The following is a 20,100-nucleotide window of genomic DNA, read 5'->3' as shown; positions in this document are numbered from 1 at the left end:
CCGCCGCCTCACCAGTGAGAACACCATCTCCTGGCGCGACCCGAAGAAAGTCACAGAGCATCCCATCTCGGGATGAAACATTGGACGAAAACGACCTCTTAGATTGGCTGGTGTGCGTGCGCGGGGGCGGATTTACCGATATGTCGGACCGATCGAGTTGAAGGCTGCGGTCCGACCTGGCAGCGGCGGGCGCCGGATCAGCTCGGCGGCCGAATTCGACGACTGGATCGCTGGGCGATCGGCGACGGAGCTGGCCGAACCGTTCACCTTCGTCATGGGTACGGACGGTGTGCTTCGGCTGGCGCCGCGGCGGAGTGAGCATGTGGCCTGTGCCGGCGGAGACAGGGTTCTGAGCGCAGGAGAGATCGGCTTCGCGCGCGGGGCACACTGGTGGGGCGTGATCGAGGTCAGCAACCAGTCCACCGGGTTCTGCCCTGACATCGGCTCTTGGTCGGAAGTCGTTCGTGCGCTGGACGGCGTAGGGCTCGGGCGGCCCTCCGGCTTCACCCACGAGGTGGTGTTCCGGCGGTGTCCTGGCTGCCAGGAGCACAACATCGTGCGCGAGGGCGACTTCGTCTGCGTCTTCTGCGGCAGCGACCTTCCGGAGACGTGGAACGTGGATCCAACCGCGTGATACGCGAGCTACAGGTCGCAGGCCGGTCAGGAACCCATGGTGTCAGTGACGGCTCGTAGAGTGCGGTGGCATTCGACGAGGAGGATTGCATGGGCTTTTCCGGGCACCTGGTCTTTGCGTGTAGTGAGCGCCCGCTGCAGGAGACTGCTCTGTTCGGCAGCGCTGATCCAGGGCTGAAGGCCGAGGTGCATCAGTGGCCGCCACGACCGGGCGGTTGGCAGACCCTGCAGATGAGGCAAGGCATCTGGGAGGATGACTACCTGTTCGCCTTGGTCGACCTGACTGGTGCACCGGTGTGCGTCGCCGACGTGTCCGACAGCAGCGTCGCCCTCGTGACCGGCCTGGACACCCTTGGCCGGCGCTGGCAGGCATGGCTCAACCCGGACATTGCCGCGGCCCTCCTCGTCGAGCAACCCGAGGACGTGGACGACATGAGCCTGTGGGTCACCACTCCGGAGTTCGAAGAAGCCATCAGGCACAAGCACGCAGAGCTCGATGCGGAGGTGCCGGCCGACGCCGAAGGCGCTCTCGTGTGGGCGTCAGCGGCTGGCGCCCAGGCCGCGGCGCAGCAGTCGCGGATCGAGGAGTTGCTGCGTGCACGGGAGCCCTTCGTGGAGGACCTGTTCGAGGCGATGCTGACCGAACTGGGTTTCCCTGAAGCGGCTCAGTCTTCACCGCGGCCGTAAGAACGGCGTCTGAGGAAATCGATTCCGCCGCGCTGAGCCCGTGCGTAGTCTGGCGATCTGATCGAGAGCGAGCGGGGGTGGAGGGTGTCTGACGGGCCATGGACGGGTGATGATCGTGGTTACAACGACACGGTTCACGAGCGTTGGCTGCGGCTGGCGGACCGATCGACCGCGGCGCCCGGCTATCGCGACGAGTGGTTCGACACGCAGTGCGGCGGGTGCCGCTTCTGGGTCGCGCTGAGCGGCGAACTGGGGCGGGACTGGGGAGCCTGCACTCACGCCGAGTCGAGGTTCGACGGTCAGGTGCGATTCGAGCACGACGGCTGCGCCTCCTTCACGGTCCGCGCAGACGGCTCGTTCGGCTGACGGCAGCCCGTTCGGCTGGCGGCAGCCGCAAAGCAGCAGCCAAGCAGCGACCAACAGGGCAGAGGGCGGCGGGAAGGCCATGGCCTCGTCGAAGTGGTGAGGGTGCCGGATCCTGGACTGGCGGAGAGGTTGTCGGCGTGCGGTCGTGGGCGAATCGGCTGCGGTCGTCTCTGGTCTCGGTGAGCAAGCGGTGACTGCGGCCCGGTCGGTGGCTGCTCCTAGGATGTGCCGCATGGCAACGAGACTCGTGCAGATCAATATGAAGGCCCAGGACGACACTGCGCTCGGCCGTTTCTGGGCGGAGGCACTCGGTTGGGGTGTCGACAGCGAGGGGCCCGGCGTGACCAACCTCGAACCGGTGGGATTCTCCTACCCCGACCCCGTGGCCGTCTGCATCGACATCATCGCCCGCCCGGAACCCAAGACAGTGAAGAACCGGGTGCACCTCGATCTGGCCACCACATCGAGGGAACATCAGGCGGAGTTGGTCGCGCGGCTCAAGGATCTCGGTGCGACGCTTGCCGACGTAGGCCAGGGCGACGTCCCCTGGACCGTCATGGCGGACCCGGAGGGCAACGAGTTCTGCGTCCTGGAGCCGCGCCCGATCTACCAGGACACCGGGCCGATTGCCGCGGTGGTGGTCGACTGCACCGACCCACGAGCGATGGCCCGGTTCTGGGACCAGGCGATGGACTGGACTCTGCACGAGGTCACCGACGACCACGCCTCCATGCGCGCCGCCCAAGGCGTCGGCCCCTACCTGGAGTTCCTCCGCACGCCCGACACCAAGAGCGTGTGGAACCGTGTCCACCTCGACGTCCGCCCCTACCCCGGCGACGACCTGGCGGCGGAGGAAGCCCGGCTGCGCGCCCTGGGCGCCACCGACCCCGGTATCGACCAGTCCGAAATCTCCTGGAGGGTTCTGGCCGATCCGGAGGGCAACGAGTTCTGCCTGCTCGCCCCTCGCTGACCTTGAGCAACGGCTCCGGCCGGTCCGTGGTCGGCACCGGACCGATCGCCGTCGGATTGCATGGGGCGGGCCCGGGGCGTGGGCGCGTGGAGGTGGATGCATCATCGATCAGTGACAGATTAAACTGTCGCCACTAGTCCTCGACAGCTATGCTTGTCGCATGAGCGATGTGAGTGTGGTTCCGACTCCCGACAGGAACGACGAGAACTTCTGGACCGCCGCCTCGGTCCTGGTGGAGCCTCCCTGGAGCGAGCCCACCCAGGACGACGCGTTCGCGATGGACGAGAGCGTCTATGAAGCTGCCCGCGCCCTTGCTGAGCGGATCTCGACCCGCGCATCGGCCTACCGCGCCGCCGACAAGGCCCTCGACCCCGTACTCATGGCGTCCCCCGACGTACAGCTGGCACTGCTGCGCGCGCTGTACGAGACCAAGCAGTCCGTCGAGCGGCTGGCGGAGAGCGCTGCCACCGTCGCCGGCCGCAGTGGAGCCAACTACGCCCAGCTCGGAGCGGCCTGGGGCGGCATCAAGCGTCAGTCCGCCCGTCTCAAGTGGCCCCATGCGGTCATCAGGAGATCCGCCAGCGAGGCCATCCCGTTCAGCTACGCGGGTGGTACCGCCGTGGTGCACCACGATGCCGACGCCGATGCCTGGTGGTACACCGCCACCGCCGCGGACCATCAGGACACGGAGTCCGAGCCCGTCCACCGCACGTACGCCGAGGCGATCGCCGGAGCGACCGAGTACCTCCTTACGCACTCGCTGCCCGACGGGCAGTGACTCGTGTGAGGGTTGCCCCCGTCGGTGCTGTCGAGGCCCTGGTTACAGGGTTCGTATCGGGTGGGTCGGTTCCTCTCGCGGCCGATACCTCTCGCGGTGCTCGTCCGGGACGGGGATCTGGTCGACGGCCTCGAACAGCGGCGAAAGTACGCCTGTCGGCGCCTACGAGTTGGCGGTGCCCGGGAGGGGCACGTGCGGGAGTGGGCACGTAATGGGGGATGCTGTGAGGAATTCAGGTGTCTTCGTGCCCAACGCCGTGGTGCATGCCGAGCTGGACTACGAGCTGCCAAAGGACCCGGAAAGCTACCGCCGTTTGGTGGCCGATTGGTTCGCGGACTCCGCTCGTCATCTGGGCGGTGAAGCACTGGACCCCTTCACGCAAGGCCTCGACCTTTCGGGCCGTGGGGCTGTACTGCGTAGGTCAGGCCTGGCCTACGGCGAGCCAGGGGAGTTGTGGGGCAGTCTCTGGACCACCACGATGGCCGGAGGTAGACGTACGCGTCGCGGTCGGGTCTGGTCACCGGAGGAATGGGCGTCCTTCCAGAGGTACCTCGAGCGCGTTCCGTTGGAGGTGACGTTGAGGCTGACGCGGCTTGGTGGGGACGGGTATCCCGCGGCTCCCTGGCTGACGATCTCGGCTGAGCGGGACATCGAGGCTCCCGACTGGGTACGGCTCACGGCCGACCGGTCTGCGGAGGAGTTCTTCGCCCCGCGACGTTCTTCCGGACTCCAACGGCGATGGACCGACTTCCTGCTTCGCCGGCTGAACGAAGCAGGGCAGACGTGTCTCTTCGGCTGTCTGGCGGACGACGTCGAAACGACAACGAAGCGCACGGCTCTCGAGGCCTCGTTGGGACTGTTCCAGGACGAGACGTTTCCGGAACTCGACACCACGCTGCGTGGCTACTCATGGATCACGGTGTGTTCCCCCGGTGTCGCCGACCGACTCGGAGGTGCGGACGTCCTTCGCGTATCCGAGGCGTTCTCGGCAGTCACGGAACTGGCCGACGGCGGCTTGGTGCTCCAAGCGACCGACGACATGCGCACCTACACACCCGACCGGATCGCCAGGGTCTTCCAGCAGCTCCGTCCGGTGCTTCTGCCGGGAGAACCTGTGGGCGGAGGACTCTCGGACATGACCCCTCGGCTCGTCTTCGAGGGGCGCTGATACGAGGCGAGCGGGCGGGCCGACCTTGCGCGAGCATGCCGAGCCCGTACGGCCCTCTGCCCTCGACGCGTCCCACACCCACCCCGTTCACCACGACCGCGCGCGAGGAAGGGCCTGTTCAGTTCTGGGAGGACTCCTTGTTGTCCCGGACCGTGGAGAGGGGCTCGGCGATGTCTTCCAGCGAGCGGCGTTCTGCGTTCACCGCCAGGAAGGCCGCTACGATTCCCGCCGCACACATCAGCGCGGCGCCGATCTGGAAGGCCAGCGCCGTGTCGCCGACCACGCCCGACTCGGTCAGTTCGGCGAAGACCAGCGGGCCGCTGATGCCACCGGCGGCCGTTCCCAGTGCGTAGAAGAACGCGATGGCCATGGCGCGGGTCTCCATCGGGAAGATCTCGGAGACGGTGAGATAGGCGCTCGAGGCGCCTGCCGAGGCGAAGAACAGCACCACGCACCAACAGGCCGTCAGCGTCGTGGCCGACAGCGAGCCACTGTCGAAGAGCCAGGCCGTGACGAAGAGCAGCAGGCCCGAGAGGGTGTACGTGCCCGCGATCATGATCCGGCGGCCGACGGTGTCGAAGAGCCGGCCGAGGAGCAGCGGACCCAGGAAGTTGCCCGCTGCGATCACTGCGAAGTAGTAGCCGGTGTTGCCGGTGGGAACGTCGAAGAAGGTGATGAGGATGGTGCCGAATCCGAAGGTGATCGCGTTGTAGAGGAAGGCCTGTCCGATGAAGAGGGACAGTCCGAGGACGGCGCGGCGCGGATAGCGGCCGAATACCGTCTTCGCGATCGTGCCGAAGCCGATGCTCTTGCGCTGGTGGATGGTGATCTCGCCGGCGGGCGGCGGCAGCGCCGCGCCCTTCTCCTTTTCGATCTCCCGCTCAACGGAAGTGACCAGCTCCTCGGCCTCCTCGCTGTGGCCGTGGATGAACTGCCAGCGTGGACTCTCCGGTACGTGCCGGCGTACCAGCAGGATGACCAGGCCCAGGACGACGCCGAGGGCGAAGCTGAGCCGCCAGCCGAGGTTCTTGGGGAAGATGTCGGTGTCGAGCAGGACGATCGACAGCAGGGAGCCGCCGATGGCGCCCAGCCAGTAGCTGCCGTTGATGATCAGGTCGACGCGTCCCCGGTAGAGGGACGGGATCAGCTCGTCGATCGCGGAGTTGATCGCCGCGTACTCGCCGCCGATGCCGAAGCCGGTGAGGAAGCGGAAGAGGAAGAACCACCATGACTCGAAGGACAAGGCCGTCATCGCTGTGGCGCCCAGATAGACGGCCAGGGTGATCATGAAGAGTTTCTTGCGGCCGTAGCGGTCGGTCAGCCACCCGAAGAACAAGGCACCGGAGCAGGCTCCCGCCACATAGAGGGCGGCAGCCACACCCGTCACCTGGGCCGCGGTGATGTCCAGGCCGCTGCCCTCCTCGGCCAACCGGCCGGCGACGTTGCCGACGATGGTGACCTCGAGACCGTCCAGAATCCAGACAGTGCCCAATCCGATGACGATCATCCAGTGCCACCGCGACCAGGGAAGCCGGTCGAGCCGGGCCGGAACGGCGGTGGTGACCGTGCCCGTCCCGGCCCCCGGGTTTGAAGACGTCGCGCGCATGGTTCTCCTCTCTCCGTCAGCGCGGGTATCCCCGTCGCCAGTGGTCATCCGTCGGTACGCGTGGGCCGACGCGTGTCCCGCCGATCACGCAGGTCGAGACGGCGTCGGCGGTCACGCAGGGAGAGACGGCGGCGGCGATCACTGCGCTCGCGGACCCGCCGGTCAAGCTCCTCCATCAGGCGGTGGCCCCGGTGCTCGGGGTCGAGTTCGTCGAGGATCCGATCGATCTCGGCGAGCAGGGCCCCGTACAACTGCCAGCGACCGGGGTCGGCGAGGGCGAGGGCGAGAAGCCGGTCGGCGGCGTGGTCCCTGCAGGCCCTGGCCGCCCGCAGCTCGCCCGCAAGCCGGATCTCCGCGGCCTCGGCACCCTCGCTGGCGGGCGCGGTGACCAGGACGGCGAAGCTCACGAGGGCGTCGGCGGTGTACTGGGCGGTCTCCCGGATGGCCAGAGCTGCCGGCTCGGGCAGCAGCTGGTGCCCGTTACGGTGTTTCGCCAGGTCGGTGAGAGTGCGGGCGAGCACCCGCAGGACGACGGCGCAGATTTCCAGCGTGTCGAGGCCGGTACGCAACACCACCCGGTGCAGGAGTCCCTCTTTGACGCGGGGGTTGAATCGCAGGCTGTCCTCGGCGGTGCGCAGGGCCCCGTCGACATCGGCGACGTCGTTGTCGAGGCGGCGGGCCTCGTGGAGCCGATTGGCGGCCTGCTCGACGGGGGGTGCGCCGGTGAACTCGTCCGCCACGTCCAGGAGCAGCAGCCGCATCCGGCGGGCGAGGTCCTCGATGGAGTCGCCCGCGGTGTCGACCCAGACGGGCGGGGCGAGAAGCAGGTTGAAGAGCATGCCGACGACGGCGCCGATCAGGGTCTCCAGCACGCGGTCCCATGCGGTGTCGGACACCTGGGTGACGCCGAGGACGAGCATGGCGCTGATGGCGACCTCGGGGATGAACTCCTCGACCCGGACGAGCCGGCCGACGAGCAGCGAGGCCAGGATCACGAGGGCGAGACTCCACCAGGAAAGGCCGACGACGGCGCTGAACGCGATGGCGATCAGGACGCCGACGACGACGGAGTTCACCCGGCGAAGGCTGGTGGTCACGGTGGAGTAGAGCGTGACCTGGACGACGAGGAGGGCAGTGAGGGGTGCGGTGAGGGGAACCGGTTCGCTGCTGAGCTGGAGAGCGACGACATAACTGAGAGTGGCAGCCGCCGCGGACCGTACGGTCTGCACGGCGAAGGGGTCACGCCGGAGGCGCGCGAACAGCCCGTCGCCCCGGTCGTGCCGTCCTTCACCGCGTGCCACGCCCCACCTCGTCCCGTCGCCGCCCGGCAAGAGCCGTCTGGACAACCCGTCTGCCCGGGCGGGCCCAGGCTCATGCGCGGGTACGGCCGGGCGGACGAGGGATCACCCCCGCTTCGGGGACAGGGCGGCCCCGAAAGCGGACGGCGTCGACGCACCGCACTTGCCCCGCGGTACGTGTCCGCACATGCCACCGACGACCGATGACTGATCGCTGACGACTGACCGCCGGGCCAGCGGCCAGAGGCCCTTGGGGCGGGCCTCTCAGCGCAGGTCTAGTCGCATCAGGACCCGGGGGTGACCGGCCAGTACCGAGGTGGTGTCGGCGGCGTGGGTGAACCCGGCGCGTTCGAAGTTCTTCCGGATCCCGGCGTACGCCATCGTCGCGTCGATCATGGCGCCGCCGCTGTCGATCGGGTACGCCTCGATCGCCGGTGCGCCGTGGGCGCGGGCGAACTCGACCGCGCCGGTGATGAGGGCGTGCGAGACGCCCTTCTTGCGATGCCCGGGGCGTACGCGGATGCACCACAGGGACCAGACCGGAAGGTCGTCCACGTGCGGGATCTTACGGCTGCGCGCGAAGGCGGTGTCCGAGCGCGGTGCCACACCGGCCCATCCGACCGGCTCGTCGTCCTCGTAGGCGAGCACCCCAGGGGGCGGCGTCGTCCGGCACAGCTCGGCGACGTACTCGCCACGGGCCGGCCCACGGAGCTCATTGTTGAGTTTGGACGGGATCCGGTAGCTCAGGCACCAGCACACGTTGGCCCCGGGCGACTTCGGACCGACCAGGGTACGGACGTCCTCGAAGACTGAAGCAGGGCGAACCACGACGGTCATGACACCACGATGTCACGGTGTACAGCCCGGCTGCCGCTCAACCTCCGATGTGCGCCGAAGCCACGTGGGAACGACTTGTCCAGAGGCACCGACCAACGCCTTCGTTCGTCGCAATGAAGGTGCCCGTCGTCGCCGGCATCCCGGTCTCGGACGAGCCGGCGCAGAGGGTGCCCGAGGTCATCGGTGTGTGGTGGGATGGTCGGATTCCACTGCTGTGACCTGCTGGGAGTGCGACTTGATGCCGCCTTACTCGTCTCTGAACCACGCCCTGGCGGAAGCCCTGATCGATGTGCTGTGGTTCATCGACGGTTGCGACGAAGAGCAGATGGATGCGGACGACGCGGTCAAGGTCCTGGAGGGCGTCGGTCACGTGGTCGGCAAGCTGTCTAGTGGTCAGCGGAGCGAGTTCATCGCTCTCCTGGGAGCGATGGCTGAAGTCGAGTCTGACCCTGCGCGGCGCGAGTTCCTTGAAGGGTTCCCGGACGGCTTCGCGCCCCGTGATGATGCGGTCTGACCTGCGGCTCACGGGCGGGCCGAAGACTGCCGCCGGGTGGCAACCGGCCCGACCGGCGGAATCGAGGCCGTCTGAAGCCAGCCGAGGACCGGGCCGACCGCAGGCGCTCGGCCCGGCGCCCGTGCCGACCTCCTCCAGGCCGGCTCGCCCGAGCCCGGTGACTCAGTGCGCATGTGCCACGGATGGTCAGCCGGTCAGCCGGTCAGCCGGTCAGCCGGTCAGCCGGTGTGGCGGGAGCGGGTGAGGGCGAGGCCGCCGAGGCCCGTGCTGATGAGTCCCAGCAGCAGGGCGACGTAGGCCCCGCCCAGCCCGTTGCCGGTGCCGAGGCCACCGTCGGCGGTGGCTGCGACCAGCCCGCCGAGGGCCATGGCGATCAGCCCCGCCGCCATGGCCCTGAGCGGCCAGTCGGCAGTGCCGAGACGGCCGGTAGGCCGTGCCAGCGCCAGTACGGCGACGACCACGCCGGCCAGCCCCAGCAGCCCGCCTGTGGTGGCCCCCAGTCGCCCGAGGCTGAAGTCGTAGACACTGGCGGCGACCGGCTGAATCGATGAGTGTGCTGCTGCTGGTGCGGCAAGACCGAGGCCTGCGAGCAAGGCGGTCGAGGCCACGACGAACAGACGACGAGCGGACATCGAGGTGCTCCTTCTCTTCCCACGACTGGATGTCGACGAGCATGTCGGTCGGCCCCATGGCAGGTCGTCCAGCAGACGCAGGCACTTCGCGCTACCGCACAAGCAGCAGCAGCCGCGAAGATACTGCGTGCGTGGTAGTCGGCCGCTCGTCCTCGCGCGGGATTCGCCCGCGGCGGCGTCCGGCTACGGTTCGCGCATGAGTAAAGGGCGGTTCGGCGTTCGCGCCGGGGTAAGGGACTGGCTGATAGCCGGCGGTGTGACGGCTGCGCTCCTGGTCACCGGGATGTCGTCACACCGTTCCTCTACAGGCCTTGACCTCCTCGGCTACGCGTTGCTGGTGCTCGGCGGCCTGACGCTGGCCGGCGGCCGACGGGCTCCGGTTCCCGTTCTGGCCGTCAGCGGGCTGTGCGCGGTGGGGCACCAGGCCGCGGGTTTCGACGTGCCTGCCGTCGCGTTCCTCTTCGCGGTGTACGCGGCGATGCGGGCGGGACACCGCCGCGTCACGGTGGTGACGAGCGTGGCCGTACTGGCGGCTCTCCCGCTCGCGGCCCTGGCCTCGGGCCTGCATGACACGGGAGAGGCGTTCGCCCGGGCCCGAGGTGCCCTCGAGATTGCCTGGCTGATCGCCGCCGGTGCCGCAGGCGAAGCTCTGCGGCAGGCCGAGCGGCGAGCGGACGAAGCCGAGCGTACCCGCGAGGAGACCGCGAAGCGCCGCGCCGACGAGGAGCGGCTGCATATCGCGAGGGAGCTGCACGATTCGCTCACCCATCAGATCTCGGTCATCAAGGTGCAGTCCGAGGTCGCCGTCCATGTGGCCCGCAAGCGGGGTGAACAGATCCCGGAGGCCCTGCTGGCGATCCGGGACGCCGGACGTGAGGCGGCCCGGGAGCTGCGAGCGACGCTGGAGGCGCTGCGCGACGACGACACGACCCCGCCGCCCGGGCTCGGCCACATCTCGGAGCTGGTGGAGCGGGCCGGCAGGAGCGGTCTTGCGGCGACGCTGACGATCGAGGGGCCGCGGTACGACGTACCGGCGGCGGTGGGGCGGACCGTCTACCGAGTGGTCCAGGAGTCGCTCACCAACATCGCCCGTCACGCGGATGCCACCGAGGCATCGGTCCGCATCGCGTACCGCCCGGACGTTCTCTCCCTGCAGGTGGACGACAACGGCAAGGCCACGCCGGACACCACCCCGCCACCTGGGATGGGACTGCTCGGGATGCGAGAACGTGTCACCGCCCTCGGAGGTCGCTTCAGGGCAGCGCCGCGCGGCGGGCGCGGCGAGGGTGGCAGGCGCGGAGAGGACCGTGAAGGCGGTGAGGACGGTGAAGGCTGTGAGGGCGGCGCCGGAGGCTTCACCGTCCAGGCCGAGCTCCCTGTGGAGCGGGCCTCGTGATCCGTGTCCTGCTGGTCGACGACCAGCCGCTCATCCGCAGCGGATTCCGCGCACTCCTCGACCTCGAAGACGACATCGAGGTGGTGGCCGAGGCCGCCGACGGGAAGGAGGGCCTGGAACTCGCCGAGAAGCACCTGCCCGACATCGCGCTCGTCGACGTTCAGATGCCGGTCATGGACGGCATCGAGGCAACCCGACGCATCGCCGCGAATCCCGCCCTGGCCGCGGTGCGCGTGGTCATCCTGACCAACTACGGCCTGGACGAGTACGTCTTCCACGCGCTCCGCGCAGGCGCCGCCGGATTCCTCGTCAAGGACATCGTGCCGGAGGACTTCCTGCATGCTGTACGCGTCGCCGCACGCGGCGACGCCCTGCTCGCACCCTCGATCACCCGGAAGCTGATCGACCGGTACGTCACGCAGCCGCTCCCTGCCGACACCGGCACGGCGCTGGAAGAGCTGACCATCCGCGAACGAGAGGCCGTCGTCCTGGTCGCGCAGGGCCTGTCCAACGACGAGATCGCGGACCGCATGGTGATCAGCCCTCTGACCGCGAAAACCCACATCAACCGCGCCATGACCAAACTCGGCGCTCGCGACCGGGCCCAACTCGTCGTGCTCGCCTACGAATCCGGCCTGGTGGTCCCACGCAACGCCTGACGGGATACGGGCTGCGTCACGTCCGCCCTCGCCGAAGGGCGGATGCGTGCCTGACCCGGCCGACGCCCCGAGGTCCGCCGCGCGCAGATTCTTGGCCGAGGGGAAGCATCTGTAGGAGGGCATCAGTCCGTCGGGCACGACCTCGGGGTCTAGACCGACCTCGGGCGCAGGCCGACCTCGAATCGGCCGATTTGAGGTCCCAGAACAAAGAGCGAACCCTGAAGCCACCCCGTCGGCGGATGCCCTTCTCTTCTCCAGGCGGCCAGCTGTGTTGTGGATCAGCCCGCCGGCCCCTCGTGTGTCTTCCGGATCGTGGCGGAGTCTTCCGATTCGCCAGTCACCTTCTAGCCTGGTGGTATGTCTGTGGTGCGGGTTGGTGGCGTTGATGTTGCTTATACGCGGCAGGGGCAGGGACCGCTCGTGGTTCTTGCCCACGGGGCCGGGGCCGACGGGCGGATGTGGCAGCCGCAAGTCGAAGCACTGGCAGATGAGTTCACGGTGGTGGCCTGGGACGAGCCGGGGGCCGGGCGGTCCGGTCCGCTGCCGGTGGGCTTCGGGCTGGAGGATTTCGCACGTGCCCTGGCCGCGGTGATCGAGGATGTGGGGCTTGGGCCCGCGCAGGTCGCGGGATTGTCCTGGGGCGGGACGGTGACCCTGGAGCTGTACCGTTGGCGGCCGGAGCTGGTGCGATCGCTGCTGATGGTGGACACGTACGCCGGCTGGAAGGGATCGCTGCCGGCGGAGGAGGTCGCGGCCCGGGTCGAGGGGGCGCGGCGGATGCTCGCGGCGCCTCGGGAGGACTTCGACCCGACGTTGCCCGGCCTCTACGCAGCCGGGCCGCCGGAGCGTTTCAAGGGGATGCTGGAAGCCATGAGCCGGGACGTTCGGCCGGAGAGCATGGCCGTGCAGCTGTCTCTGATGGCCGAGGCCGATGAGACGGACCTGCTGCCGCGGATCACGGTGCCGACCCTGTTGCTGTGGGGGGAGCTGGATGCCCGCTCCCCACTGGATGTCGCCGCCGCTTTCGAGGACGCCATCGCGCACGCCGAGCTGGTGGTGATCCCAGAGGTGGGTCACATGAGCAATCTGGAGGCACCGGAGGCCTTCACGGCAGCGGTTCGCACGTTCTGCCGCGCGCACGCTGCGAGGTGACCCACAACACCGCACCGACGGCTCTGGCCATCGTCGAATCGCCATTGAAGGGCAGCCATGAGCTCACTCCGAAGGGAACGACTGTGTGGGGTCGGCTCCACGTCGCGGGAGGCTGCCGGGCAGCACAGGGCGATGGACGTCGAAGAACCGGTGCCTCGCGAGCTGAGAAGCGTCGATTCGTCATCTCTGTTCAGGCTGGAGGAGCGGGCGTATGACCTCGGTCTGAGCGGGCGGCTGGACCCGGATTGGGTGCAAGCGAACGCCGCGCCTGATGGCACCCACTACGTGTGGCCGGCCCTGTGGCACAGGCTGTACCACCGCCCGGACGTTCCACGTCAGCTGCGGTGCGAGTTGTTGATCACTCTGCGTGGCGATCGATACGTCGGTCCCGGAAGGCGCCGGCCCCCGCTCGGGGGATTCAGGGACCGGCGCCGACTGAGAGGGCCACGGTCATATACGTCGCCCCTGGCCACTCTATGAACCCGGCGTCGTCACCGCAGGTCCTGGAGAGCCATCAGGGGCGCGTTGCGCGCTCGCCCTCTGCGGCGCTCCCCCCTTGCAGTGGCGGTGCTTCGCCTGGCCGCGGCCGAACCGCCACCGGGCTGGTGCCGTGTCGGCGAGGCGATCGAGATCACGCGGTTGCTCGCTCGGATCCCGCAGGGCGAGGGAGAGTGGAACCTGTACGGGACGCGTCCTCAGCGGCACACCCTCCGGCCGTGCGGACCGGCCGACGGCCCCTGCCACGAGGTTCCTGTTGTGAGGCGATGCCGTGTGGACCCGTCGGGTGGCGGCCCGTCACCGGGCGAGCGGTAGGCAGCCGAAACCACCTGCGGCCGAGGACGAACCCGGCCGCACGCCTCGTATCGCGCTTCGCGTGGCGCCCTCGTCCGGACTCGCCGGCGATCGGCAGGCGCTGTCCCCTGCGTGGCCGCACTGCCCGACGCCCCCGTCAGGGAGCGATGCCGACTCCCGGCACGCGGCTCCACTTCTTCTCCTGCCAGGTGCTCAGTGCCGGCCAGCTCAGACCACCGGGACGGGGGTTGACGCGCGAGGCATAGGGCGCGGGTACGAACGCGGGCTTGTAGAAGCAGCCGGTGCCGTACGTGGAGTGGAAGGCCGGGCAGGATGCCGCGATCGAGGCGGGGGTGGGCCTCTTCCCGCTTCGGACCCAGGTGTCCAGCGCCGCGATGGAGTTGGCGTACTCGGCCGTGCTCAGTCCGCTGTGCTCGTGCTCGTCGCTGAAGGTCTGAACGAGGTGCTGTGCCTTCCCGGAACCGCGCAGAGAGGCCTGGTAGGCCGCCTCGTGTTCGACGAACGCGGTCGGGTCGTCGATCGCGTGGAGGGTGAGGACCGGGATGGAGACCCTGCCGGTGAGGTCGCTGTCGTAGGACAGGTCCCGTACAGCGGTGGGTTCGGCCGAGAAGCGCTGCACTCCGGCGTTGAGGGCGGCATCGTCGTGGGATCCGGAGTAGACCACGCCCTGGTTGGAGAACGGATTCCGTCCACCCAGCCGGTTGTGGACGATGTCGCGGAACGTGAACGTGGCGAACCTCAGATGCGACTCCAAGGTCCGCTCAGGGATTCTGGTGACGGCGAGAATGTCGTCGAGATTGCGCTGTTGTCCGGCAGTGCGCTGCTCTCGCGGCGAGGAGAAACCGGTGCACTCCTGGAGCCTTGCGCGTAGCCCCGTCGTCGTCAGGGTCGAGCCGTCACGCACCCCCGCCCACAGCGGGTACTGGACCTCGGACGGCCGTGGGTGGTTCTTGCAGTAGTACTGGTAGACCACGCGCAGATCCACCCGGTAGTCGTACCCCCGGGAGCCGCCGCCGAGGACGCCGTTGGTGAGCAGCGCGCCGTCGTAGGGGCCGTGCTTGGCGCCGTAGACCTCGACGACTTTCGCAGCGACGTTGCCGCCCCACGACTGGCCATGGACGTACGTCCGCTTCGGCCGGCGGAACTCCTGGACGAACAGCCGGCGCAGGCTTTCGGTATCGGCCGCGGCCATTCTCGTGCCGTAACCTCCGCGTCGGTAGGAGGAGCCGGCCCAGGCATAGCCCTGGTCCACCATGACGGACCAGCGTTCAAGGTCGCCGAGGCTGCGCTCCGGGTCGGACTCCTCGCCCAGGTCCGGCCCACCGTGGGCGTGCATCACCAAGGAGCCGTTCCATGTCCTGGGTATGGCGATCGCGTAGTAGGCGCCGTCCGTGCTCTGTCCGGTGTAACAGGTCGCCCGGTCAGCCAGGTCGGCCGGGCACTGAACGGCCACCGGTCGACCGGTGGGCATTGCGGCAGCATCAGCGGGACGACTCGGCGCGACGAGGGCGGCGGCCATGACGACGCCGATTCCGCCGGCCGTCGCCATGCGTCGGTGGCCACGTGACAGGGACCGAAGTCGCCGTGTCCGTACGGTTGTGGGTGGCATTTCCATGACGGTGCCTTCCTGCTCACCCGACGCGTCTGTCGCGCGGAGGGCTTGATGCTAGGCACGTCCTGGTGGCCACCTGAATGCTGCGGGAATTGATTTCATATTGGTCTTGGCCCAGGTCGGAGCACGGCTGGCCGTGCGCTGCCGTACCCCACGCGGGGGTCAAGCCGGCCGTAGCCGGGCTGCGGAGGCGCGAACGGTCCTTGGCCGGGTTCGTCCTGTGGTGGCGAGATGGGCAGGTCCTCGCGGGTCGGTCGCCTTCGGCGATCGCACCCCGCCCCGTCCCGTACCGATGGTTCAGGAGGGCGGCGGGAGCAGCCGCACTCCTGAACCATCGGTACGGACAGCGGGAGCAGCCACCGTGCCCGCACGAGTTTCGATGCGGCGGCCCGGAATCTTCCACAGGGCCGGGGCGCAACCTGGACACGCGCCGAAGGCGCTTCGGGAGGGGCGCACCACGCCTCGCGCTGAGCGGTCGTATCGGTCGGCTCCATCGCGGCCGCTCTGCTCTTCGTCGGTGCTTCTGCGCAGGTCACTGACCTTCTCAGCTGCGGTCTCCACCTACGAACGGGCACCGGACTGGCTCAACCTTGTTGTGGCCGTTGTGACCATCGCGTCCGTCATCACCGCCCCGTGCAGGATGTGCGGGGCTTCCCCGCCTTCTTCCCCTGGTCTGAATCGGCGAGACCTTCCCACCGGTCGCCGGCGATGCAACGACTTCGGGCCGGTGTGCGGTGCGCGGTGCGCGGTGCACGGTACGCGGTGCGCCGTACTCGCGTTGGCGAGATTCTGTGTAACGGCACGTCCTGGTGTCAGACGGCGGGAGCCTGGTAGAGGCCTCGGCCGGCGCGTGCGGCCCGAGAGGTGGCGACGAGCCGGTCGAGCGTGCTGCGGACGGTGTTGATGGCGCCCGTGGAGGAGTCACGGCCGAGAGCCTTCGCGACGTCACGTGCACGCATCGGGCTGTCCGGCGACTGTGTCAGGACGGCGGCCACCTGCTCGGTGAGGCCGCTGGTTCCCTGTGCCGCAGAAGGAGCCTCCTGTGTTGCGGCAGTGACGAGGGCCTTCTTGGCCGAGGGACGTTCCTTGCGTACGCGAGCGGGGGACGAGGCCTTGCGCTCACGGCTGGAGCGCGACGCGGCTGCCTTGCGAGGTGCGGGGACGGATCCGGTCTCGTCGGGCGCCACCGTCGCGGAAGCCTCAACCACAGCTTCGACTACCGCCGTAGCCGGTTCCGGCTCCGGCTCCTGTACGGCGCGCGGAGCGGGCGTGTCGGCCAGGGCGAGCAGAGCCGTCAACGCCGCGCGGACCGACTGCACGCGATCGGAAACCGCAGCCAACTCCTTCTCGAGATCCTGCTGGAGCTGCTCCAGCTCGGGAAGTTCCGTCTGTAGCGCGGCGGTTGTTGCATCGATGCTGTGAACGGCGGGACTCGATGAAGGCATGAATGTCTCCTACGTGATGTGGCCGGCCACATGGGACCGGGATCGCTTGATGTGCAGAGTACGTCCTCTTCGGCGGCGCGAAGAGGCTAATGCACCGAATCACAACCTGTCGGAGCAAGATGCCTCCCGCGGCGTCCCGACAATGACGCGCCGAATACGCGGAGGGAGCGGATACCCCGCCTGCGGCCTACCACTCGCAGGCGGGGCATGGAATTCCAACAGATCTGATCCCCGAGTGGGGGGCACGAGACTGCGCGTGGGGAGGCCGGCGCCGGGCGTCCGATACCCGTTCCGGCGGGGCGAGAAGAACGAAGTCCGGATCGTGCTCTCTCGCTGCGCAAGCCACCCATAGGTGCAGGGTGCTCCACGGAAGACCGGGGAGCACTCTCGGTTCACGACCAGACGAGTCGTCCTTCGGCGACCCGGCAGACCGGGTACCTTCCTTCGGCGATCTTCGTCAGCAGCTCCGCCACGGAGTCGAAATAGTGAGCCAGCGACTCGTACTCGCCCGTGATCGTGATCTCACCCACGAACCACCTGCCGATACGTCCGTCCCGTACGTCGATTGAACTTCCCCGTCCAGCCGTCCTGGTCCGACAGGAACGGGATCCACTCATTGCGCCAGAAGGGATTGTCCGGCTGGTCCGGAGGGTCGAACCCACCGGGCATGGAGCGGTTTGCGTAGAGCTTCTCCACCGCCCGGATTCCCAGAAAGAAGCTTCCCTCATCCGGGAACCCGGCGAAGCCGCAGCATGCCAGATCGTCGTCCACATCCTCCTCTGGAGGATCCAGACCGTTCTGCAGCAGCCACGCCCGCAGATCCTGGGGGAGGGGGATGCCCATCCGCTCCTCGGCGGCCGCGAGCATCTGCTCCGTAGCGGGCCCAGGCAGATCCGCGTGATCGGCAGAGGCGTGCTGCCGAAGAAGACTCATCACGCGGGACCAGCTCGCCACGACGCTCATTCCCCACTGCCCTCTCTGCCCGAGTTCCCCATACGGCCGGGCCACTGCGGGAGTTGCTGTTCGAATTGTTGTCGAGGCCGGGCGCCGTGATCCCGAAGCGCGTGCAAGAAAGCCACCATGCGGAGTGTCGGTTGGAACGCCCGCAGAGATGGTTCTTCGAGCGGACAGGCTGCCCCCGATCGGCGCCGTTCGCGAAGTGAAGCGACGTCTCAGTCGGAGATACCGGCGTTTGTCCGCGCGGGGCTTGTGGCCACGATGTCGATGGCGACACGCAGTGAAGTCTCCTGCCAACCGAGCAAAGCGCGAGTGATCGCGATCGACTGGATGATGCTCATGCCGCGTTCGGCCAGCAGATCCTGAACCGCTTCCATCCCCCGCCTGCGAGGACGGGCCGGCACTGCTCGACGAGTGCAGTCCATCGTGATGCCTCCTCGTGCCGCAGCCCGACGACATGCTCGAACACGGCTAGACCTGGCTCTCTGGACTTGCGGGGGTGAAACTCCGGTTCTGCTTGCCCTGCCGTTCGTCGTGGGTGCGGAAGTCGAAGAAGCCCAGACCCTCGATCTTGCACTCGGTGGCTATCTCTTCGAGCGTCCAGCAATGGTCGGAGTAGTCGTCGACGGTGACGCCGCCGGCTTCGAGGAGGTGTGACAGGAGGGCGCGGATCTCGGCAGTACCGTCGAAGTGGCTGGAGACGCAGACCAGGAGGGCCCAGGTCGGGCGATGGCCGAGCGTGGTGTCCAGCAGGCGTACGGCCTCGGGAGTCCAGCCGACGTACAGGCGATCGTCCTGCTCGTCCATGAAGTCGATGAAGAGCCTCCCGTCCGACCAGTACCCGTCCTTGCCGGGCATCAGCCGGTCGAGCAGTGCGGCTGTCGCGGTCGACTCTCCAGCGGGGAACACGAAGACACTGCGCATGGGCGGAGCGTAGAACGCAGCGCACGCTGTGGCCAGGAGATTTCGGCCCGGTCATGAGCTGCCTTCGTCGATGGTGGCAGTGCAAGCGGCGACTTCGCCGCATCACGGATGTCGAGGTTCACCGTTGAGATACGCCACCGCCGACCGCCGCCGGCTCCACCCTCGCTACAGACGCACAGCAGAACCCTCCCGCACCGACCGACGACCCACCAAGCGAAACAACGCGTCAGTGGCGGTACGCCGCCGTCGCGATCTCGATGAACGATCGGATCAACGGGTTGGTGTCACCCTCGTTCCACACCGCTACCACGCGGCTCGGCGGCATGTCGATCAGCGGCACCACGGCCAGCTCTGCGGGCAGGTCGTGCCCGAGTGGGGCCAGACCGACCGTGCCGTTCCACAGCACGGCCTGCAGACATTCCTGTACGACGCGCACCACGGGGCCCTCGCGCGGTTCGCCGCCGTTCCAGTACGACTGCCAGATCGGGTCGGCTCCCTTCGGGAACTGGAACCAGCGGCGGTCGCCCAGGTCGTTCAGTCGCAGGTGGTCGCGGCCGGCCAGCGGATCGTCGGCGCGCAGGACCACGCCCACCGGATCGGTCCGCAGCTCACGTACCGTCAGAGAGGTCTCGTCGAACGGTGCCCTGGTCAGGGCGACATCGACGAGCCCGGCGCGCAACCCGCAGGTCGGGTCGGTCAGGTCGGTGTCGCGGATGCGGACGTCGATGCCGGGGTGGCGTCGACGGTAGGCCGCGGCGAGCCTGGTCGCCGCGGCATCGGTGCTGTCGCCCAGGATGCCGACGGTGATGGTTGCCACGCCGGCCGCCGCGCTCACGCGTACGCGGAGGCGGTCGGCCTGGTCGAGCAGGGACCGCGCCTCATCGAGCAGCACGGCGCCCACCGGGGTGAGCGTGACGCCGGCAGGCGAGCGGGTGAACAGCAGAGCCCCGACCTCGGTCTCCAGCTGCTTGATCGCCCGGCTCAGCGGCGGCTGACTCATGTGCAGTCGAGTGGCGGCCCGGCCGAAGTGACGTTCCTCAGCGACTGCCACGAAGTAGCGCAGGGTACGTAGCTCCACGCTGCAACGATACCCAAGGGGTATCGACGTCGCGCAATGGGTCTTGGACAGTCACAGGGCCGTGGGGGTGCACTCGCAGCATGACCGAAGAAGCGAAGAGCAGCGCGCCGAAGGCCGACCCCGCCGTATCGGTGGTGGGTCCCGGCGAGGGCGAGACGATCGTGCTCGGCACCACGCACATGCGCGTCCTCGAAGACGGCAGCCATACCGGGCACCGCCTCGGAATGGTCGAGTCCGTCCTCGCCCCGCACACCTCCGGGCCGCCGCAACACCGCCACGCCCGGCACGACGAGGGCTTCCACATCGTCTCCGGCACAGTGCGGTTCACCGTCCGGGACCAGGAGTGCGACGCCACTGCGGGCGCGCTCGTGATGGTCCCGCCCGGCGCCCCGCACACCTTCGCCCACATCACGGACCAACCTGCCCTCATGCTCGGCACGTTCACCCCCGGCGTGTACGTGCAGTACTTCCGAGACCTCCACAACGCGATCGCCGGCGGCCGGCCGCTGACGCCGCAGGCCGGCGCCCATGCGATGAGCCGCTACGCGACCGAGCTCGCCACCGGCCTCACCTGA

22 protein-coding genes are annotated in these 20,100 nt (G+C 68.5%); 11 read left to right on the top strand and 11 right to left on the bottom strand.

The window, feature by feature from the left end; all coding sequences use genetic code 11:
- Nucleotides 1-112 precede the first annotated feature (112 nt).
- The 6 genes from ACZ4XX_RS24515 (at nt 113) to ACZ4XX_RS24490 (ending at nt 4,602) form a co-directional block, all read left to right on the top strand.
- Complete coding sequence (locus ACZ4XX_RS24515; protein ID WP_468510011.1) at nt 113-634, top strand: hypothetical protein; 522 nt, start codon at nt 113-115, stop codon at nt 632-634.
- Nucleotides 635-699: 65 nt separating this feature from the next.
- Nucleotides 700-1,320 (top strand): hypothetical protein, encoded by a 621-nt coding sequence (locus ACZ4XX_RS24510; RefSeq protein WP_468510010.1) that lies wholly within the window; start codon nt 700-702, stop codon nt 1,318-1,320.
- Nucleotides 1,321-1,404: 84 nt separating this feature from the next.
- Nucleotides 1,405-1,686: a DUF3027 domain-containing protein gene (locus ACZ4XX_RS24505; protein ID WP_468510009.1), complete on the top strand. Its 282-nt coding sequence runs from the start codon at nt 1,405-1,407 to the stop codon at nt 1,684-1,686.
- Nucleotides 1,687-1,918: 232 nt separating this feature from the next.
- A complete protein-coding gene (locus ACZ4XX_RS24500) occupies nt 1,919-2,656 on the top strand; it encodes a VOC family protein (RefSeq protein ID WP_468510008.1) in 738 nt (245 codons plus the stop codon).
- A 160-nt stretch (nt 2,657-2,816) separates the two neighbouring features.
- Complete coding sequence (locus ACZ4XX_RS24495) at nt 2,817-3,434, top strand: hypothetical protein (protein ID WP_468510007.1); 618 nt, start codon at nt 2,817-2,819, stop codon at nt 3,432-3,434.
- Nucleotides 3,435-3,678: 244 nt separating this feature from the next.
- The gene (locus tag ACZ4XX_RS24490) at nt 3,679-4,602 is read left to right on the top strand and encodes a hypothetical protein (protein WP_468510006.1); all 924 of its coding nucleotides are present in this window, start codon (nt 3,679-3,681) and stop codon (nt 4,600-4,602) included.
- 118 nt (nt 4,603-4,720) lie between these two features.
- Here the strand turns inward: ACZ4XX_RS24490 and ACZ4XX_RS24485 are convergent, their stop codons facing one another.
- From ACZ4XX_RS24485 to ACZ4XX_RS24475, 3 genes are all read right to left on the bottom strand, one after another.
- Entirely contained in the window at nt 4,721-6,208 is a 1,488-nt protein-coding gene (locus ACZ4XX_RS24485) for an MFS transporter (protein WP_468510005.1), read from the bottom strand.
- A 44-nt stretch (nt 6,209-6,252) separates the two neighbouring features.
- Nucleotides 6,253-7,509, bottom strand: a complete 1,257-nt coding sequence (locus ACZ4XX_RS24480) for an FUSC family protein (RefSeq protein ID WP_468510004.1) — start codon at nt 7,507-7,509, stop codon at nt 6,253-6,255.
- Nucleotides 7,510-7,770: 261 nt separating this feature from the next.
- A complete protein-coding gene (locus tag ACZ4XX_RS24475) occupies nt 7,771-8,343 on the bottom strand; it encodes a GNAT family N-acetyltransferase (RefSeq protein WP_468510003.1) in 573 nt (190 codons plus the stop codon).
- A 238-nt stretch (nt 8,344-8,581) separates the two neighbouring features.
- Between ACZ4XX_RS24475 and ACZ4XX_RS24470 the strand changes: the two genes are divergently transcribed.
- Complete coding sequence (locus tag ACZ4XX_RS24470; protein WP_468510002.1) at nt 8,582-8,857, top strand: hypothetical protein; 276 nt, start codon at nt 8,582-8,584, stop codon at nt 8,855-8,857.
- 218 nt (nt 8,858-9,075) lie between these two features.
- On the opposite strand, the gene ACZ4XX_RS24465 is transcribed toward ACZ4XX_RS24470, so the two are convergent.
- On the bottom strand, nt 9,076-9,489 hold the full coding sequence (locus ACZ4XX_RS24465; protein ID WP_468510001.1) for a DUF6223 family protein: 414 nt from the start codon (nt 9,487-9,489) through the stop codon (nt 9,076-9,078).
- Between the two features lie 196 nt (nt 9,490-9,685).
- Here ACZ4XX_RS24465 and ACZ4XX_RS24460 point away from each other — a divergent pair, with 196 nt between their 5' ends.
- The 3 genes from ACZ4XX_RS24460 to ACZ4XX_RS24450 all read left to right on the top strand — a co-directional run bounded on the left by ACZ4XX_RS24460 (nt 9,686) and on the right by ACZ4XX_RS24450 (nt 12,696).
- Nucleotides 9,686-10,885 (top strand): sensor histidine kinase, encoded by a 1,200-nt coding sequence (locus ACZ4XX_RS24460; protein WP_468510000.1) that lies wholly within the window; start codon nt 9,686-9,688, stop codon nt 10,883-10,885.
- Nucleotides 10,882-11,544: a response regulator gene (locus ACZ4XX_RS24455; RefSeq protein WP_468509999.1), complete on the top strand. Its 663-nt coding sequence runs from the start codon at nt 10,882-10,884 to the stop codon at nt 11,542-11,544. Before ACZ4XX_RS24460 ends, ACZ4XX_RS24455 begins: the two co-directional genes overlap by 4 nt.
- 357 nt (nt 11,545-11,901) lie before the next feature.
- Nucleotides 11,902-12,696, top strand: coding sequence for an alpha/beta fold hydrolase (locus ACZ4XX_RS24450; protein WP_468509998.1), 795 nt, complete (start codon nt 11,902-11,904; stop codon nt 12,694-12,696).
- A gap of 949 nt (nt 12,697-13,645) precedes the next feature.
- Here the strand turns inward: ACZ4XX_RS24450 and ACZ4XX_RS24445 are convergent.
- The 7 genes from ACZ4XX_RS24445 to ACZ4XX_RS24415 form a co-directional block, all read right to left on the bottom strand.
- On the bottom strand, nt 13,646-15,058 hold the full coding sequence (locus ACZ4XX_RS24445; protein WP_468509997.1) for a hypothetical protein: 1,413 nt from the start codon (nt 15,056-15,058) through the stop codon (nt 13,646-13,648).
- An 875-nt stretch (nt 15,059-15,933) separates the two neighbouring features.
- A complete protein-coding gene (locus tag ACZ4XX_RS24440) occupies nt 15,934-16,566 on the bottom strand; it encodes a hypothetical protein (RefSeq protein WP_468509996.1) in 633 nt (210 codons plus the stop codon).
- 392 nt (nt 16,567-16,958) lie between these two features.
- Entirely contained in the window at nt 16,959-17,096 is a 138-nt protein-coding gene (locus ACZ4XX_RS24435) for a hypothetical protein (protein ID WP_468509995.1), read from the bottom strand.
- On the bottom strand, nt 17,089-17,529 hold the full coding sequence (locus ACZ4XX_RS24430) for an SMI1/KNR4 family protein (RefSeq protein ID WP_468509994.1): 441 nt from the start codon (nt 17,527-17,529) through the stop codon (nt 17,089-17,091). The genes ACZ4XX_RS24435 and ACZ4XX_RS24430 overlap by 8 nt, the downstream gene beginning before the upstream one ends.
- Before the next feature lie 209 nt (nt 17,530-17,738).
- Nucleotides 17,739-17,900 (bottom strand): hypothetical protein, encoded by a 162-nt coding sequence (locus ACZ4XX_RS24425; RefSeq protein WP_468509993.1) that lies wholly within the window; start codon nt 17,898-17,900, stop codon nt 17,739-17,741.
- A 94-nt stretch (nt 17,901-17,994) separates the two neighbouring features.
- On the bottom strand, nt 17,995-18,447 hold the full coding sequence (locus tag ACZ4XX_RS24420) for a hypothetical protein (protein WP_468509992.1): 453 nt from the start codon (nt 18,445-18,447) through the stop codon (nt 17,995-17,997).
- A gap of 226 nt (nt 18,448-18,673) precedes the next feature.
- A complete protein-coding gene (locus tag ACZ4XX_RS24415) occupies nt 18,674-19,525 on the bottom strand; it encodes a LysR family transcriptional regulator (RefSeq protein WP_468509991.1) in 852 nt (283 codons plus the stop codon).
- A gap of 80 nt (nt 19,526-19,605) precedes the next feature.
- Here ACZ4XX_RS24415 and ACZ4XX_RS24410 point away from each other — a divergent pair, with 80 nt between their 5' ends.
- Nucleotides 19,606-20,100 (top strand): cupin domain-containing protein, encoded by a 495-nt coding sequence (locus tag ACZ4XX_RS24410; protein ID WP_468509990.1) that lies wholly within the window; start codon nt 19,606-19,608, stop codon nt 20,098-20,100.

The sequence above is a fragment of the Streptomyces sp. NPDC029956 genome (genome assembly GCF_055574655.1).
Note: the sequence above shows the minus strand (reverse complement) of the source record. Positions and strands in the feature narration are given on the sequence as shown.